The 15,813-nt window shown below is 60.0% G+C and carries 15 protein-coding genes; 13 read left to right on the top strand and 2 right to left on the bottom strand.

What is annotated here, in order from left to right; all coding sequences use genetic code 11:
* The first annotated feature begins 143 nt into the window (after window positions 1–143).
* The 10 genes from VGG64_17750 to VGG64_17705 all read left to right on the top strand — a co-directional run bounded on the left by VGG64_17750 (window position 144) and on the right by VGG64_17705 (window position 9,266).
* Window positions 144–710 (top strand): hypothetical protein, encoded by a 567-nt coding sequence (locus VGG64_17750; protein ID HEY1601451.1) that lies wholly within the window; start codon window positions 144–146, stop codon window positions 708–710.
* 481 nt (window positions 711–1,191) lie between these two features.
* Window positions 1,192–1,896: a sigma-70 family RNA polymerase sigma factor gene (locus VGG64_17745; protein ID HEY1601450.1), complete on the top strand. Its 705-nt coding sequence runs from the start codon at window positions 1,192–1,194 to the stop codon at window positions 1,894–1,896.
* Between the two features lie 142 nt (window positions 1,897–2,038).
* Window positions 2,039–3,037 (top strand): DUF1559 domain-containing protein, encoded by a 999-nt coding sequence (locus VGG64_17740; protein HEY1601449.1) that lies wholly within the window; start codon window positions 2,039–2,041, stop codon window positions 3,035–3,037.
* A 425-nt stretch (window positions 3,038–3,462) separates the two neighbouring features.
* On the top strand, window positions 3,463–4,047 hold the full coding sequence (locus VGG64_17735) for an RNA polymerase sigma factor (GenBank protein HEY1601448.1): 585 nt from the start codon (window positions 3,463–3,465) through the stop codon (window positions 4,045–4,047).
* Window positions 4,044–4,835, top strand: coding sequence for a hypothetical protein (locus VGG64_17730; GenBank protein ID HEY1601447.1), 792 nt, complete (start codon window positions 4,044–4,046; stop codon window positions 4,833–4,835). Before VGG64_17735 ends, VGG64_17730 begins: the two co-directional genes overlap by 4 nt.
* A gap of 210 nt (window positions 4,836–5,045) precedes the next feature.
* A complete protein-coding gene (locus VGG64_17725) occupies window positions 5,046–5,825 on the top strand; it encodes a hypothetical protein (protein ID HEY1601446.1) in 780 nt (259 codons plus the stop codon).
* 153 nt (window positions 5,826–5,978) lie between these two features.
* On the top strand, window positions 5,979–6,665 hold the full coding sequence (locus VGG64_17720) for a DUF2238 domain-containing protein (protein ID HEY1601445.1): 687 nt from the start codon (window positions 5,979–5,981) through the stop codon (window positions 6,663–6,665).
* A 392-nt stretch (window positions 6,666–7,057) separates the two neighbouring features.
* Complete coding sequence (locus VGG64_17715; GenBank protein ID HEY1601444.1) at window positions 7,058–8,239, top strand: DUF1080 domain-containing protein; 1,182 nt, start codon at window positions 7,058–7,060, stop codon at window positions 8,237–8,239.
* Window positions 8,240–8,497: 258 nt separating this feature from the next.
* Window positions 8,498–8,935, top strand: a complete 438-nt coding sequence (locus tag VGG64_17710; GenBank protein ID HEY1601443.1) for a CBS domain-containing protein — start codon at window positions 8,498–8,500, stop codon at window positions 8,933–8,935.
* A 103-nt stretch (window positions 8,936–9,038) separates the two neighbouring features.
* Window positions 9,039–9,266 carry a hypothetical protein gene (locus tag VGG64_17705; protein HEY1601442.1) on the top strand — a complete coding sequence of 76 codons (228 nt, stop codon included), beginning with the start codon at window positions 9,039–9,041 and terminating at the stop codon, window positions 9,264–9,266.
* Between the two features lie 115 nt (window positions 9,267–9,381).
* On the opposite strand, the gene VGG64_17700 is transcribed toward VGG64_17705, so the two are convergent.
* Together VGG64_17700 and ispH are read right to left on the bottom strand one after the other, a co-directional pair.
* A complete protein-coding gene (locus VGG64_17700) occupies window positions 9,382–10,428 on the bottom strand; it encodes a mandelate racemase/muconate lactonizing enzyme family protein (GenBank protein HEY1601441.1) in 1,047 nt (348 codons plus the stop codon).
* Window positions 10,429–10,660: 232 nt separating this feature from the next.
* A complete protein-coding gene (ispH, locus tag VGG64_17695; protein HEY1601440.1) occupies window positions 10,661–11,599 on the bottom strand; it encodes a 4-hydroxy-3-methylbut-2-enyl diphosphate reductase in 939 nt (312 codons plus the stop codon).
* A gap of 162 nt (window positions 11,600–11,761) precedes the next feature.
* On the opposite strand from ispH, the gene hpnC reads away from it, so the two are divergent.
* From hpnC to hpnE, 3 genes are all read left to right on the top strand, one after another.
* Window positions 11,762–12,760, top strand: a complete 999-nt coding sequence (gene hpnC / locus VGG64_17690; protein ID HEY1601439.1) for a squalene synthase HpnC — start codon at window positions 11,762–11,764, stop codon at window positions 12,758–12,760.
* Entirely contained in the window at window positions 12,757–13,632 is an 876-nt protein-coding gene (gene hpnD / locus VGG64_17685; protein HEY1601438.1) for a presqualene diphosphate synthase HpnD, read from the top strand. The genes hpnC and hpnD overlap by 4 nt, the downstream gene beginning before the upstream one ends.
* 230 nt (window positions 13,633–13,862) lie before the next feature.
* Complete coding sequence (gene hpnE, locus VGG64_17680; GenBank protein ID HEY1601437.1) at window positions 13,863–15,353, top strand: hydroxysqualene dehydroxylase HpnE; 1,491 nt, start codon at window positions 13,863–13,865, stop codon at window positions 15,351–15,353.
* Window positions 15,354–15,813: the final 460 nt, after the last annotated feature.

Here is a 15,813-nt window from a genome sequence, read left to right as displayed (position 1 = left end):
CACGGGACTATTTGCTAAGAATCCAAGCTCTAAGAATTGGGCGTTGCAGACGAATACCCGATGACCGCCTTGTGGCAAGACCACGGATGCCTTCCCCATGGCGCGCAGGAATTCGGGGCGTCCGTGTGGAGGATTGGATCGCCATGACCGAAACAAGGTTCGTCGCCTGTCCCCATTGTCAGGGCCATTTATTGGACGATGGCAATGTTGAAAGCCAGGTCGTCGCTTGTCCGTTTTGCGACAAACAATTCCAGATGCCGACGGCCGAAATGCATGCGCAAGCCTTTGCGGATCAGCCGCCGGAAGGGCAAAATGCGGCGACCAGTAAAACCCTGACGTACGTCGGGCCGCATGCAACGGTCAAGCCGTGGCAAGTCACGACCGTGGGCGTTCTGCGTTTGAGCTCGGGAATTCTCAATATAGTGCTCGGCTTGGCGCTCTTCGTTTTTGTACTGCCGCTAGCGCTCATTCCGCTGGGGGTACTCGAAATAGTCTCGGCTGCCAATTTGCTGAGTGCGCGACCCCGGTTCTCTGAATCTCTTCAGAAGCTGGCCATCGTCGAAATCTGCGCCATTCTGACGTGCGCGGGCGTCGTGCCGTTCGTGGTCGGCATTCTCGCGCTGGTGTGGCTGGCCGCGCCGTCGGTTAAGAGGTACATCGAGACCTTGGACTCCCGCGTCGCCATCGCGACAGTACCGCTCGCCCCCTGAGTCAACGCCTGGCGTCGCACCGGCCCGACGGACGGCGGCAGGCTCAGATTGGGGCCGCCTTCGACGGGTGCGTTGCTTCTTGCATTTAGGGGCCTTGCCAAGCTCGGGGCAGGCACGCCTTCGCCGCGCAACTAAATCACCGTCTACGTTTCGCGCGGACAGAATCCTCGCTACCAGCAATCGTGCTGAGCCCAGCGAGGGACACCGCGGGTGACCCCAAAGTGTCCCCTGTGCAAGTCGAGGTCGGCGTCGGAGGCAACTTCTGCGCCAAGGGGGCGTCTGATCAATCGCGGGTAGAGTTTGGCAGGCGGAGAATGCCGGCCGGCCAGAAAGATGCAAGAAACCTTGCGTCTTGCGACATGTGTGTAGTGCAACGCTCGCGCTTGTGCACTAGAGCACCCCGAGGGCGTAACACCAGAGCGGGGGGCAGCCACAAGGAATACGTCCTGTTTCAGCGTGTGGATTCATGACGGTGTCAAGAATGTCGCCGACGATCGGCTTGTGCAGACCAACCGGGGACTGGACCGGTTCTGCCCGCCCGGATCGTCCCGAGGAGTCGGGTGTGGTTGGCCCCCAGGAGTTGAAACCCGGTCGGACCGACATCGTCGTCAGTGACTTGCCGCGTAACGCCGAAGATCGTCGCCTGTACGACGAGTACCTGCTCGAGCAAATCGTGACTGGCAATCGGCTTGCCTATACGATTTTCTTCGATCGACACGCCCCGCGCGTGTTAGGGATATTGACTCGTAGCTTGCGCCACCGCGCCGATGCCGAGGACGTGCTGCAAGAGACCTTTCACCAGGTGTGGCGTACGGCCGCGCGTTATGCGCCCGAGCGATCGAGTCCCGAGGTCTGGTTGATGCTGATCGCGCGATCGCGACTGCTCGACTACATTCGCCGCAAGCGCCCGGATGCAACGGGCTCGCTCATGCAAACCGAGGCACCCGCATTCGACCCCCTAGCCAACCTGACCAAGCGCGAATCGGCCGAAAACGTGCATCTGGCTCTCGCTAAGCTCCCCAGCGAACAACGCACGGCGATTCTGCTGTCTTACTTCACAGGCCTGACCCATCAGGAGATCGCCGAGCAGCAGGCGATACCCTTGGGAACGGCAAAAACCCGGATTCTGTTGGGGATTCGCTCGTTGCGGAAGTTGCTGGCAGTCGCCGACGAAGCCACTCCCTGAACTATAGAAATATTACGCTTTTGTAATCTTCTGGTTGCATCCAGTTCCATGTACGCCGCGTACCCTACAGATGCGAGTCGGTGAGTCGAGCTGGGGAGGCTCCGGCCGACGCAACGGGCGTCTTATAGCGTGAGTCGCGGTCATGTGTAGTGCGACACATCTAAACCCATGTAAGCAAAAGCGTTACGCACTGGCAACGCGCCGCAATTCCAGGAGCGAATTAACACGCTGCGGAGGGGCGCCGCAGGGGTTCACGATCGTCGAACTGCTGGTGGTTATCACGATCGTGGGGATCCTTGTCTCGTTGCTTTTGCCCGCCGTCCAGGCCGCCCGCACCGCCGCTCGCCGGACGCAGTGCGCGAACAATCTCAAACAGATTGGCCTGGCGCTAACCAACTATCACGATAGTTTTGGCACGTTTCCGTCCGGCTATCTAACCGGCGTGGGACCGAGTGGCGCCGATACTGGCCCGGGTTGGGGTTGGTGCTCACTCGTCTTGCCGTACATGGAACAGGGTGCCGTTTGGAACGCGATCGACTTTTCGGTGCCGATTGAGCGTGCTCCGAGTGTCGTCACCCAGACCATCCCCACACTGCTCTGTCCCGCGAACGAGCTGCTGTGGCAGTGGTGGCCTGCTGAAGTTTTAGATACTAACGGCAATCCCACGCGGTTGATTTGCAAAGTGGGATTTGCACCGTACGTGGGCGTGATGGGGAGTAATGACCTGACCCCCGTGGGCGATGGCCTGTTTTTTCGTAACAGCTCTATCCGCTTACAGGACATCGTCGACGGCACGTCTCAAACCATTGCCGTGGGGGAACGCGCTTACGTGCTCGGCGAAGCGACCTGGGTGGGCGCCGTAACCGGAGCGAGCCTGTTCCCCGATCCCGACGAAGGGGAAATTGCGGTCCAAACCCTCAAACCTAGTTCCGGCATGGTCCTGGGGCACGTGGGCAATAATAACGGCCCGAATAGCCCCACCAGCGAAATCAACCAGTTCTACAGCTTGCACGGGCCGGGCGTGAACTTTCTTTTCGCCGACGGGCATGTGGCGTTTTTGCCGGCGTCGATCGACTACAGCACCTACCAGGCTCTCTCGACTCGCAACGGGGGGGAGGCCATCAGTAGTACCGGCAATTAGTGCTGCGACCCCGTGCGACTTTCGGATGCGGAGTACCATGTTCTGGCTGGAGTCGGCACGTCCCCCGAATATGGCCAGTTGCTGTGGCGTCAGGACCGCACCCGCCCACGCAGGCGATATATCCGCGATTTTGCCGGTTTCTCCTGCAAGGAAATGATCCTCTCGCGACATGTGTTTGCGAGGGAAAAAAGGCGGCAAGTCCAGGCGCGGGAATACTGTCGATCGCGGCCGGGGCGGCGTTGTGTGGCCAACGAATACCAGGTCGTCTCGCGAGCAGCCACGCAGCGGCACGAAACGACTTTGGGGGTTCGGCCTGAAAACATGCAAACTCCGCCGGACTGACAACAACGCGGCGATGCGGGAAGTTCGGATGCGATTGCTTGGCTGGCAGAGAGAAGTACACGACATGCTGCAGACAACTCGCAGTGCTTGACGAACACGCCTTTGCGGAGCGCCTCACCGGATCGCATCAGCGACTCTGGCTGATTGCGGCCGCCATTACAGGTGACCGAACGGAAGCCGACGACGTAGTTCAGGAAGCGGCCTTGGTAGCGCTGCGCAAGCTTGACGAATTCGATGAGGGCACGAACTTCGCTGCCTGGATGTCGCAAATCGTACGACTAACCGCGCTGAATCACGTTCGAAAAACCGGCCGCCAAAACACGGCTCCTACCGATCCGCAAACACTCGATCGCGCCACCGTGGCGTCCCCACATACCAGCGATGACCCGCGTTCGCCAGTCGACGGGACCGGCCGCTTGGTAATGCAACAGTCCGCTTTCGATGACGACGTCTTGAACGCACTGGCATCGGTCGGCGAAGTCGCCAGGGCCTGTTTGCTGCTACGTACCGTCCATCAACTGAGCTACGCCGAGATTTCCGACACATTGCAAATCCCGGCCGGCACGGTCATGAGTCACGTGCATCGCGCACGGCAAACGATGCGCGAACGTTTGAGAAATCGCCACGGTGAGTGCCTGGTTCCGACAGACGACAATCCCGCGACATGAGCAGTCCACACGAAAATCCTGAGCCGCGCAACCTCGACGCCTACCTGGACGGTACGCTCGACGAAGTCTCGCGCGCCCGGTTCGCACACGATCTGGCTGGCAACCGAGAGTTGCAAGCCGAAGTGCAATTGCAAGCACAGATCGATGCCGCGCTTCGCCGCAACCTGCAACCCCCGGTCGCCCCGGTGGATTTTGCGGCGCTGCTGAAAGGCGGAGCGCAGACGATAAAGATCTCGTCGCAAATGCCTCGCCGGCGCCGCGCAATTGTAATCATTTCCACGGCCGCCGCAGCCATGCTCGCCTGGGCCGTCGTCGGCTGGCAATTCTTGGCGCCCGCTAATCGCCAACCCGTGTACGACCCCGTCAAACCCTTGGACGTCATCTATCACACGCGAGTCGCCGAAGGCTTCAAGCCGACGTGGGTTTGCGAAGACGACCACGTCTTTGCATCGACTTTCAAGGATCGTCAGGGGCAGGGTCTGTTGCTGGCCGCCATGCCCCCAGGAAGTCACATGGTCGGGCTGGCCTATTTTGGCGGCCTTAGTCGTTACACAACCACAATGCTGGCCAAGGTCGACGGGGCGCCGGTGATGGTCTTTGTCGACCGAGATGAGCCCGATCTACAGCCACCGCAACTGGACCCTGGCACCGGACTGCACTTGTTTCACAAGAAGATGAACGGCCTGGTGCTGTACGAGTTGACGCCGCTGGATCAACCGCGGGTGATGGACTATCTGTACGCGGCGGAGGTTCCTCCTGCCGCAACGAACGCCGGCCAGGTCCGCTAAATATCGGGCCAATCGCAGGCCGCATCCTGCATCACTGCAAAATCGCTGTGGGTTATCCGCACCGCATTCCCCCCGGGGCGGTAAATGGGCTGGCCGCGATTCCCGTTAGGATCGCGACCTATCTCACGGGCAGGCTCTCAGGGGCGGGCGCGGCTATAATAAAATCATCAGAGTAATTCTGCTCTAACCCGACAAAGTCGAGGCCTTGCAGTGCATACCGTCCTGCTTTCACTCGCGGCTTTACTTGGAGCGATTCCCGAACGCGTCGAATGGACGGTCGACGGCGCGGCGCGCGAGGCACTGGTAGCGGCGCCGGATACGAAGAGCGCCGAGGGCGCGCCGGTCGTATTTGTCTTTCACGGCCACTTCGGCACCATGAAAGGTGCGAATCGCGAGTTTCACCTGCACGAGGTCTGGCCTGAAGCAATCGTCGTCTATCCACAAGGCCTGCGGACACCCAGCCCGGTAGACCGCGAAGGAAGAGGATTCGGCTGGCAACGTACTCCGGGTAATCAGGCGGATCGCGATCTGAAATTCTTCGACGCCATGCTGGCGACGTTCCACGAAAAGTGGACCGTCGACGACAGCCGTGTTTATGCGACCGGCCACTCGAACGGCGGCGCGTTCACTTACCTGCTATGGGCCACGCGCCCGGAGCTGTTAGCCGCCGTCGTACCGTGCGCCGCGCCGAAAACGGACATCACCTTGGCGCACCCGCTACCGGCGATGCACATCGCTGGCCAACAGGATCGCATCGCGACTTTTGCCACCCAAGAGCAGATGATGGCGATGGCCCGCCGCGCCGACGGTTGTGCGGACACGGGCCAGGAGTGGGCCAAGCTCTGCACGTTGTATCCATCAAAGTTTGACACTCCCTTTGTCGCTTACGTCCATCCGGGCGGGCACATCGTCCCCAAAGAGGCGCCGCAGCTAATCGTGCGATTTTGCAAAGAGCACGTCAAAAAGTCCGCGGCGCAAGCGGGCAAGTAGTTCAAGCGCGCCGCGACATTGGCAAATCTGCCGACTGCCAAAAGCCAGTCATTGCTCGATTAAAGCGAATATATTGGGAATATATTCTGGTCCGGCAGCATCAGTGCTTCTGGAAGGCTCAATCGCAAATTCGATTGACTTCAGAAGTGCCACATGGTGGACTCAACCGACAGCAGACCAGACGCCGCGCGGCAGCGGATCGTAAAGCGGTGGCTGTTCGGGTTGTTCTGCGCAACTTGGGTCGTCAGCTGCCTCTATCCACCGTACCCGCAAGAACTCATCCTGCAGCACATACCCACTGGCCTGGCCATCGGCGCCTTGATCGTAATCGATCGCTTTCAGGCTCTCAGCTTGCATAGCTACGCGGCCACCTTGGCATTCTTACTTCTCCATTTGCTGGGTGCGCGGTACCTGTATTCGAATGTTCCGTTCGATGAATGGAGTCAGATGCTATTGGGCTTTGATCCCTCAGTCTCATTAGGCTGGCGTCGCAACCATTACGATCGATTGGTGCATTTCTGTTACGGCTTGCTATTCGTCGGCGTCATCCGTGAGTTCTTGGAGAGACGACTGGCGCTGTCGCGCGCTGCATCCCATGTGATCGCCATTGGGATGATCGTTGCGTCCGGCACGATCTACGAACTACTCGAATGGTTCATTGCCTTGGCATTGTCGCCCGACGCGGCCGAGGCGTACAACGGCCAGCAGGGTGACATGTGGGACGCGCAGAAGGACATGGCATTGGCGCTGGGCGGCGCGCTTGTCGGGACATTGATCGCCATGTGCAGGGATCAGCGTGCTAGCCTTCGCGCTGCGCCGGCTGATCAGCAGTCAGTCTAACCGGAAGGATCTGCCCGTTGGCACCCTGTTCACGCGCCGATGTCGAGTGCGGTTCGAGATCGTCTGCGAGGAACGACCCGCCGGCGAGTGTTCAGGCAACATGCCTCTAACGATGGCGACTAACCGGTCGCCTTCGATCAGCAGCTTTATGCAGCCGTCGCCGGGCAACATCTGATCCATAAGCGATCGTATTCGTCTCCCCTGGATTGCCAGGCGTTTTATCGCGACCGCGAAGTTTACGATTTCATCCATCTTTTTATCGTACCCGAAACGTGGGGGATCGTGGACCAAGGAAATCAATCCGCCGGCAATGTAGAATGGCTCCGTCCCGGTCGACGCTGGGACAATGCTTGCACGCACAGCCCGCAACCAATCTCCCACCCGAGCCACACATGCCTCGCTACTTAGCACGTCGTCTACTGGTTCTGTTAATTGCGATCACTCTCGTCTCCACGATGACGGTCACCGCAGCCGAGCCAAATACCCTCTCGCCGCATGAATTGGACGAGGGTTGGATTCTGCTGTTTGATGGCACGACCGATTTCGGATGGCATGCCGCCAAGAAGGCCGATTGGAAGGTCGCCGACGGCGCCATTACCGTCTCCGCGGGCGAACCGGGATTACTGGCGACGACCAGTCAGTTCGCCGACTACACCTTGCGGCTTGATTTCCGCGCGCCGCGAGGAACCAATAGCGGCGTCTTTCTGCGGACTCCGGAAGTGCCCACCGATCCCACCAAGGACTGCTACGAACTGAACATCGCCGATCCGGAAACCAGCCCTTTCTACACGGGCAGTTTTGTCGGTCGCCAAAAAGCCAAAGAGTACGCGCACAGTGACGATTGGCAAACATTCGAAGTCACGGCCCAGGGAGGGCATTTCGTCATCACGGTCGATGGCCGGCAGATGCTCGATTATACCGACCCGCAACCTCTCGCGCGCGGCCACATCGGCTTGCAGTTGAACAAAGGGCAGGTCGCCTTCCGCAATATCAAGCTCAAGCCGCTGGGTCTGCAGCCGATCTTCAACGGCCGCGACCTATCTGGGTGGAAAGTGTTTCCCGATAAGAAAAGCGTCTTCTCAGTCACTCCCGAGGGTTACTTGAATGTCAAGAAGGGAAACGGCGCCATCGAGACCGAGGGCCATTGGCGCGATTTTGTCTTGCAACTGGATGTCTTCTCGAATGGCAAGTTCCTCAACTCGGGCATTTTCTTTCGGAATGTTCCGGGCAAGTTCTGGCAGGGATACGAAAGCCAGATCAATAACGGCTTCCTCGTCGAACGGACGCTGCCGATCGACTTCGGCACCGGAGCGATTTACGGACGGCAAAAGGCGCGCAGGGTGGTGTCCGATGACTTCGTGTGGTTTCATAAAACGATCGTTGCCACCGGAAATCACATGGCTGTGTGGGTGAATGGCTACCAAGTGAGCGATTTCACCGACGAACGGTCGCCCAGCGATAATCCGCGCGATGGAAAATGCCTCAACCCGGGCACGATCGCGATCCAGGGACACGATCCGACGACAGATCTGTCGTTTCGGAACTTGCGGATCGTGGAGACGCCGGCGCAGTGATGTCAGTGTCTAATCGCACGTTTGTTTCCTCGAGCATTGAGGGCCTGCGCCTTCGTGCTTTTTTTCACAAGCCAGCAATCCTTCTCATAAATTCCGGATGTGCCTATTATCGCGCCCCCTTGGGACGGAAACTTTTTTGACGCCGGAGATGGTGCCGGAGTATGCTTCCGTAGGAACGATCGCGCGGCAGCGGACCAGAGAGGCGGGCAAGTCGTCGGACACTTCGCAACGCCCCATTTCTTTTTCGAGGGATCCGCAATGACGTTAAATGACATTCTCAACGTCAAGGGGACAGAGATCTTTGCAATCGACGAGTCCGCCACACTGGATCAAGTGGTGAAAAAACTCGTCAAGTGCAACTGCGGTTCATTGATCGTCATGGACCCGTCGCAGGCAAGTCGTCGTATGGTCGGCATCGTGACCGAGCGCGACATCCTGCGAGCCTGCGCCGCGCAGCGCGACCCGCTCGACGAGACGCCCGTTACCGCCGCCATGACGACCGACGTCGTCACGGCCGCACCCGGTGATTCGATCGAGGACACGATGCAATTGATGACCGAGCGTCGTCTGCGGCATTTGCCCATTGTCGATCACGGTGAGCTCGTCGGCCTGGTTTCCATTGGTGACCTGGTCAAAGCACATCACGAGCAGTGCGTTCTAGAGAATCATTACCTGAAAACCTACATTCAGAGCTAGCCGAGCCCGCGGCGGCTGAATGTCTTCTGGCTGATTACAGAGTGGTGTGGCAGCAAGCGCATCTGGTTCGACAGACCGCTCGAGCAGGGGTGGGCTCGTGCCGATGACAATGCGATTCGTCCCGGACGGAGAGACCCGGCTATACGGAAGCGCTGAGTTTCAGGCCGGGCTCGAAGAAATACGGCGGAGCGTGCGCGCGAAATATGCCGCCGAGTACGGCGCGGCGGGATATTGGCGGCGCGTGATGCTCGCCCGCTGTGTCGCGGCGGAGATCAAGCGTGAGATTGCCAAAGTCTCGCCGTCCCGCGAGTCCTTGTACTTTTGCCAATGAGTATCTGAATTCGCAACGACGAACATGCGTGCCCAGACGCCATGGAACGCATGTTGCAGGGGGCCGCTGTCGTGCTGCTGCTTCGAGAGCCGCATGCCGAACCGGCAAGTGCCGATTACGTTACCAGGTACTTTTCGATCCGCGCGCGATCAATCTCCACCCCCAGGCCAGGCCCTTGGTCGATAGACACCGTGCCATCAACGACGGTCGAGCGATCGCGCAGCACATCCTCGTGCAGTTGGTAGGACGCGTACTCATGCGCTAGCGCTAGATTCGGCACCGCAGCGGCCAATTGCAGCATGCCGGCTAGCGCCACGCCCAGGCCAGCCCCTCCGCGCAGTGAGGCGGGCAATTGCGTGGCCGCCGCCACGATGGCACATTGCCGCGCCGGCCACAGCCCGCCCACCACGGCAATATCAATGACCAAGTGCGGCGCAGCTCCCCGACGCCAGAGCGACAAGATATCTGCCGGCGATCGAATGGCGGCCGAAATCGCCAGGGGCACCGAAGTCTGCCGCGCCAACTCGGCAACGCCTTCGAGGCCGCTATCCAAAGGATCGATCAACATCTCGATGGCGGTGCGCTCTAATCGTCGGCAAAGTTCACGGGCCTCGGAGACCGCAAAACGGCCACGGCCGTCGACGCGCAGCTTCATCCGCCCCGGCGCGGCGTCGCGCACGGCGCTAATAGCAGCCATATCCTCTTCCAGATTGCCGGTCGCCACAACGATCTGAGTATGAAATCCGCGCTCGTCGAACTCACGCGACAATGGCGCCGCGCGCTCGGGCGGGGCCACAGGCAGCCGCATGGCCAGCGGAACGCGCGGACGATATTCCCCACCCCACATCCGGCACAGCGGCTGCCGTGACAATCGGCCGATGAGGTCCCAGCAGGCCATTTCAATCGCCGCCCGTAGCGCCGGAGGCGCCAGGGCCTCCATCTCGAGCAGCTCTTCCACGGCCGACACCGACCGCCCCGCCAAGATGGGCAGCAGGCTTTCGCGCCGTGGCGCCAATTCACTGGCGCGCCAAACGCAGTGTGATTCGCCCCACCCTTCCCGACCATCTGCCGTGACAACCCGCACCAGCAGTGTCCGTTCCGGCGAGTCTGCGCCGCCACCGGCCGGGTCGAGCAGATAAAAATCGAGGTCCGCGATTTTCATAGCTTTCGGAAAACCCTCTGCACGCCACGGACAGTTGTACTGCTCAAGCTTTCGCCCCCGTGCGATTCAGAACTTCCGCGCGGCATGGCAAGCCTCGCGTGCTACACGGTCAAGATCGCACCGCGCCGTCGGGCCTTGTTAATCTTTCCAAACGAGGATCCTTCCGATGCCGATGCGGCCGAGTCCAATTGCGGGCACGCCCGTCGAAGCCAGAACGAGCGGATACCGGGAGTTAGTCGAGGGCCGTCAGAACACGCAATTCGCGCGGCAACGGAAAGTAGACCTCTTCTTCGCGCACGGTACGCGTCTCGACCGTGGCCCCGAAGCGCTTTCGCAGGAATTCGATGCAGTCCTCGACGACCAGTTCCGGGGCACTGGCCCCGGCCGTGACCAAAACAGTCTCGTTCCCTTCGAACCAGGCAACGTCGATATCCGCCGAGCCGTCGATCAGGTACGCCCTCACGCCGCTTTCGCGCGCGAGTTCGGCCAGTCGCTGGCTGTTCGAGCTGTTCTGGCTCCCCAATACCAACACCAAGTCGGCATCGTGCGACAGCAGCTTGACCGCCTCCTGGCGATTCTGCGTGGCGTAGCAGATATCTTCCTTGGGCGGATTGGCAATCGTGGGAAATCTGGCGCGCAATCGGGCAATGATCCGGTTCGCGTCATCGACCGAGAGCGTGGTCTGCGTAAGATATGCCAACCGGTTGGGATCGGAAACTTCCAGCCGATCAACATCCTCGGGCGACTCAACCAATATGATCGAATCGGGTGCCTCACCCATCGTGCCAATGACTTCGTCGTGCCCTTCGTGGCCGATCAGTAGGATCGTATAGCCTTCGCGGGCATAGCGGATCGCTTCCAGATGCACTTTGGTCACTAGTGGGCAAGTGGCGTCGATCGTACGCAAGCGCCGCTCTTCGGCGATCCGACGCACCTCGGGCGATACGCCGTGGGCCGAGTAGAGCAGAGTGGCTCCTTCCGGCACTTCATCCAAAAAGTCGACGAATACGGCCCCCTCGTTGCGGAACCGCTCGACAACGTATTTGTTGTGGACGATCTCGTGAAAGACGTAGACCGGCGTGCCGTAAACCTTGATCGCCAGCTCCAGGCTTTCGATCGCCATGTTCACGCCAGCGCAGAAGCCGCGGGGAGCGGCCAGAATGATTCGCATGGTTTGCCTCGCTATGGGGCCTTATCATAATATATGCCCTCCAAGCCGAACAGCGGCGCAGGCCCAACGGGCGACATCGCGCCGCATCCTGGCGCCGCAGAATTCGTCGGCAGCCGCCGACGAAACCGCAATGAGGGCTTCGCCAGGCCCGGCGCGGCTAGAATGCGATCCGACCGGGATGCCGACCTCGATCCACTCTCACCCTATAACCGCATGACCAGCGCCGCCTTCACTGTCGATCTAGCGTCGTACGGGCCCGAACGCTGCGCTGCGCGTGCCACACCGCTAGCCGAAAGTCGCGACTACTGCCGGCAGCTGGCGAGTACGCACTACGAAAACTTTCACGTGGCTAGCGCGCTTTTGCCGCGATCCTTGCGGCCTCATTTCCACGCGGTGTACGCATACTGCCGGTGGGCCGACGACCTGGCTGACGAAATACACGACCGGGCCCGCAGCCTCGACTTGCTCCGTTGGTGGGAGGACGAACTGCGCGCTTGCTATGCCGGCGAGGCGCGTCATCCGGTGTTTGTCGCACTGCGGGAATCGATTGCCGAGTTTTCGATTCCCATTGAGCCCTTTGCCGATTTGTTGGTGGCTTTTCGTCGCGACCAGCAGGTCGAGCGTTACGAAACGAGCGATGATGTGTTGGACTATTGCCGTTATTCTGCCAATCCGGTGGGGAGGTTAGTCCTTTATTTGGCACGATCCTTCGACGACGCTCGGGCCGGACTATCCGATTCGATCTGCACCGGACTGCAACTGGCCAACTTCTGTCAGGACGTGGCCAGCGACTTCGACCGTGGACGGATCTACCTGCCGCAAGAAACCTGCCGGCGGTTTCGATACGAGGCTGCGGATTTCGTCGGCCGTGCTTATAACGAATGCTTCTGCAATTTGATGACTGTTGAAGTTGATCGCGCCGAGGGCTACTTGCGCGCCGGCTTGCCCCTGGTAGCGCAAATGCCTGATGGCCTGCGTGGCGATATTTGGCTATTCGCCCAGGGAGGTCTCGCGATTCTCGATTGCATCCGCCGCGCACGGTACGACGTGTGGCGGCATCGCCCCAAGATTTCGCGACTCGGCAAGGTACGATTGCTGTGCGGAGCGCTGTCACGCAATTTCCTCCGCGCTCCGCGACCACGTCCCCTGAGGGGCGCATGACTTCGTCGCTCCAAGCCAGCTACGCCCATTGTCAGACGGCCACGCGACAGGCCGCGCGGAATTTCTTTTACTCGTTCCTGGTATTACCTCGCGACAAGCGCCGCGCCATGTGCGCTCTGTACGCCTTCCTTCGCGAAACCGACGACATTGGCGATAGCGACAAACCGCTTGACTCCCGCCGCGCGGAGCTGGCCGCGTGGCGGCAATCTCTGGCCGCGGCGCTGGCCGGCCGTGCAGAATCGCCGATTCTGCCGGCACTTGTCGATACCGTGTCGCGCTACCAGATCCCTCCGCAGTATCTGTATGATTGCATCGATGGCGTGGAGATGGACCTCAGCGATCGCAGCTACGAGACCTTCGCCGATCTCGAAGCGTACTGCTATCGCGTGGCATCTGCCGTAGGGCTTGCGTGCATTCACATTTGGGGGTTTAACGATTCCTCCGCGGTCGAGCCGGCATGCCAATTGGGCGTCGCCTTTCAGCTAACGAACATTCTCCGCGATTTAAAAGAGGATGCCCACCGAGGCCGCGTTTATTTGCCACAAGAGGACCTGCGCCGCTTCGAATATACGCGTGACGATTTGTTTGCCGGCGTGCGCGACGATCGATTCGCGGCGCTGATGAGTTTCGAGATTGCTCGCGCAGAGGACTTTTATCGCCGCGGCGCCACGCTCGAGCCCAGCTTGTCGCGCGATAGCCGGGCCGCTTGCCGGGCTATGACCGGTATCTATCATGGGCTGCTCACCGAGATCAAACGACGCGACGGCGACGTGTTCACGGCGCGCGTCACTCTTAGCACTTGGCGCAAGGCATCGATCGCGGTGACATCCTTGTTACCGCGCCCGGCGGGCACACCGGGCAATCATCTTTGATGCCACGTTCTCAACTCTTCCTGACTTCGTCGTTCATATTCGTGTCATTGGTGTGATTCGTGGTTTTTGAGGCTTAAAAACGTAAAAAGCACGAATCATGCGAATCACCAAGAAAAGCGGATGGTTGTGCAATGCTTGTCCCTTCCGCATCACATCGCGCGACTTGTACAATCTGCGGAACATTTTCTGCGTAAGCAGGTCGTCGCACGACAATCGTTTCAGATAGCCGTATGCCGCAAGCTCAATCAAAACGAGTGGCCATCGTCGGCGGCGGCTTGGCCGGATTGGCTGCCGCGGTGGGCCTGGCTGGCGGCGGGATCGGCGGCCGACAAACCGCCGGCAAGACAGTCGAGGTCGAGATATTTGAAGCGCGACGTCGGCTGGGTGGTCGCGCGGCTTCGTTCGCGGATGCTGCCAGCGGTGAATCGGTCGACTACTGTCAACACATCAGCATGGGTTGCTGCACGAATCTGGGAGACTTCTGCCAACGCACGGGGACGGCCGATCTCTTTCGCCGCGATGGCGTGCTGCGCCTGTTCACGCGCGACGGACGTGCGTCGGCTTTGCGCGGCACGCGTGGGTTGCCGGCCCCTTTGCACCTGGCCCCCGCGCTTTTGCAGCTCCACTTTCTTTCGCTCCGCGAGCGCATCGGTATCGGCCGGGCCATGCTGCGATTGGCTCGCGCAGCACCGGCGGATCTGGCCGCGCGCACGGTTGCCGACTGGCTTTCCGAGCAAGGACAATCGCCGCGAGCCATCGAGCGATTTTGGGGTGCCGTGCTGGTCAGTGCGTTAGGGGAATCGGTCGAACGGGCGTCGATGCTGCACGCTCAAAAAGTCTTCGTCGATGCGTACCTCAGCAACGCGAGCGGTTACGAGTTGCACGTGCCATTGGTGTCGCTCAGCGAGTTGTACGATGTCCGCTTGACCGAATGGCTGGCCCGCGCTGGCGTACGGTTGTTGCTAGGCACGCCCGTCGAACAAATTGACGTTGAACAGGCCAATGTTGGACAGAATTGCGTTGAAGAGCGCGGCGCGGATACCAACGGGGTCACGCTCACCAGTAGCGCCGGTACTCATCATTACGACGCAGTGATTATCGCCACGCCTTGGCAGCGCGTTCGTCACATACTGTCTCCACAACTTGTTGCTGTACTTCCCCAGGTATCGGCGCTCGACCAAATCGATGCGGCGCCGATTACAGGCGTGCATTTGTGGTTCGATCGAGTGATCACCGAGCTCGAGCACGCCGCACTCGTCGACATGCTTAGTCAATGGCTCTTCCGCCGCACAGATCTGGCCGAGGGACGTGCCACGAATGAATACTACTATCAGGTCGTGATCAGCGCCTCGCGAAACCTGACCGGCCGGGACCGCGCTGATGTCGTGGCCGAGATCTGCGACGAGTTGCGCAGCGTCTGGCCCGCGGCACGCGATGCCAAGCTGCTGCGCTGGAAAATGGTAACCGATCCCGTGGCGGTCTTCTCGGTGCGACCTGGCATCGAAAGAGTGCGCCCGCCACAGTCCACGGCCCTGGGGCAGCTTTTCTTGGCTGGCGATTGGACCGACACGGGCTGGCCCGCCACGATGGAAGGCGCTATCCGCAGCGGCTATCTGGCGGCCGAAGGCGTGTTGCGCCACTTCGGCCACGAAGCACGATTGCTGGCCGCCGATTTGCCGCGCAGTTGGCTCGCGCGATTACTGCTGGGCAACCCCACGTAAGACGTAATTGTAAGACGTGATCTTGCTGGGTGCATCGAATTCGCGCGCATTTCGCCTAGCAGGAAATCAACAGCAGTCGCATCGGCTATTTAGGAACGTGCGGTATTGTGACAACCGCTAGCTGTATCTTGGCCGTGCGGGATGAACAATTCTGGACCAATGCCGGTCCACTTGCCCGGCTTTTTCCATGCGCGCCGTTTGCCAGAAGCAGCTATTTTCTGCCGGATTCGTCGCACTTTCAGCAGCCATACCGTCTCTCGTTGATCAGGCCCAAGGCAAATAGACCGATCCTTGGCCAAGCGCGCAGCGTGGCACACGACATGCACATCTTCAGTCACAGAGGGGGCGGACCAATACGTTAGGTGTGAAGGAGAAAGAGTTATGGCTGGTCATTCGTCAGATGCGAAAAAGAGTCAGACCGGACGCGAGTCAGCAGATCGCCAGGGCCAAAAAGATCGCA

The sequence above is a fragment of the Pirellulales bacterium genome (genome assembly GCA_036490175.1).
Taxonomy (GTDB): domain Bacteria; phylum Planctomycetota; class Planctomycetia; order Pirellulales; family JACPPG01; genus JACPPG01.
This window is presented reverse-complemented; position numbering and strand designations above follow the sequence as displayed.

What these genes read in the sequence shown, in the direction of transcription:
- hpnC (HEY1601439.1), top strand. Translation starts at nt 11,762, where the DNA reads ATGCGATCCGACCGGGATGCCGACCTCGATCCACTCTCACCCTATAAC.
- VGG64_17720 (HEY1601445.1), top strand. Translation starts at nt 5,979, where the DNA reads ATGGTGGACTCAACCGACAGCAGACCAGACGCCGCGCGGCAGCGGATC.
- VGG64_17715 (HEY1601444.1), top strand. Translation starts at nt 7,058, where the DNA reads ATGCCTCGCTACTTAGCACGTCGTCTACTGGTTCTGTTAATTGCGATC.
- ispH (HEY1601440.1), bottom strand. Translation starts at nt 11,599, where the DNA reads ATGCGAATCATTCTGGCCGCTCCCCGCGGCTTCTGCGCTGGCGTGAAC.
- VGG64_17710 (HEY1601443.1), top strand. Translation starts at nt 8,498, where the DNA reads ATGACGTTAAATGACATTCTCAACGTCAAGGGGACAGAGATCTTTGCA.
- VGG64_17740 (HEY1601449.1), top strand. Translation starts at nt 2,039, where the DNA reads ATGTGTAGTGCGACACATCTAAACCCATGTAAGCAAAAGCGTTACGCA.
- VGG64_17750 (HEY1601451.1), top strand. Translation starts at nt 144, where the DNA reads ATGACCGAAACAAGGTTCGTCGCCTGTCCCCATTGTCAGGGCCATTTA.
- VGG64_17705 (HEY1601442.1), top strand. Translation starts at nt 9,039, where the DNA reads ATGACAATGCGATTCGTCCCGGACGGAGAGACCCGGCTATACGGAAGC.
- VGG64_17700 (HEY1601441.1), bottom strand. Translation starts at nt 10,428, where the DNA reads ATGAAAATCGCGGACCTCGATTTTTATCTGCTCGACCCGGCCGGTGGC.
- hpnD (HEY1601438.1), top strand. Translation starts at nt 12,757, where the DNA reads ATGACTTCGTCGCTCCAAGCCAGCTACGCCCATTGTCAGACGGCCACG.
- VGG64_17730 (HEY1601447.1), top strand. Translation starts at nt 4,044, where the DNA reads ATGAGCAGTCCACACGAAAATCCTGAGCCGCGCAACCTCGACGCCTAC.
- hpnE (HEY1601437.1), top strand. Translation starts at nt 13,863, where the DNA reads ATGCCGCAAGCTCAATCAAAACGAGTGGCCATCGTCGGCGGCGGCTTG.
- VGG64_17745 (HEY1601450.1), top strand. Translation starts at nt 1,192, where the DNA reads ATGTCGCCGACGATCGGCTTGTGCAGACCAACCGGGGACTGGACCGGT.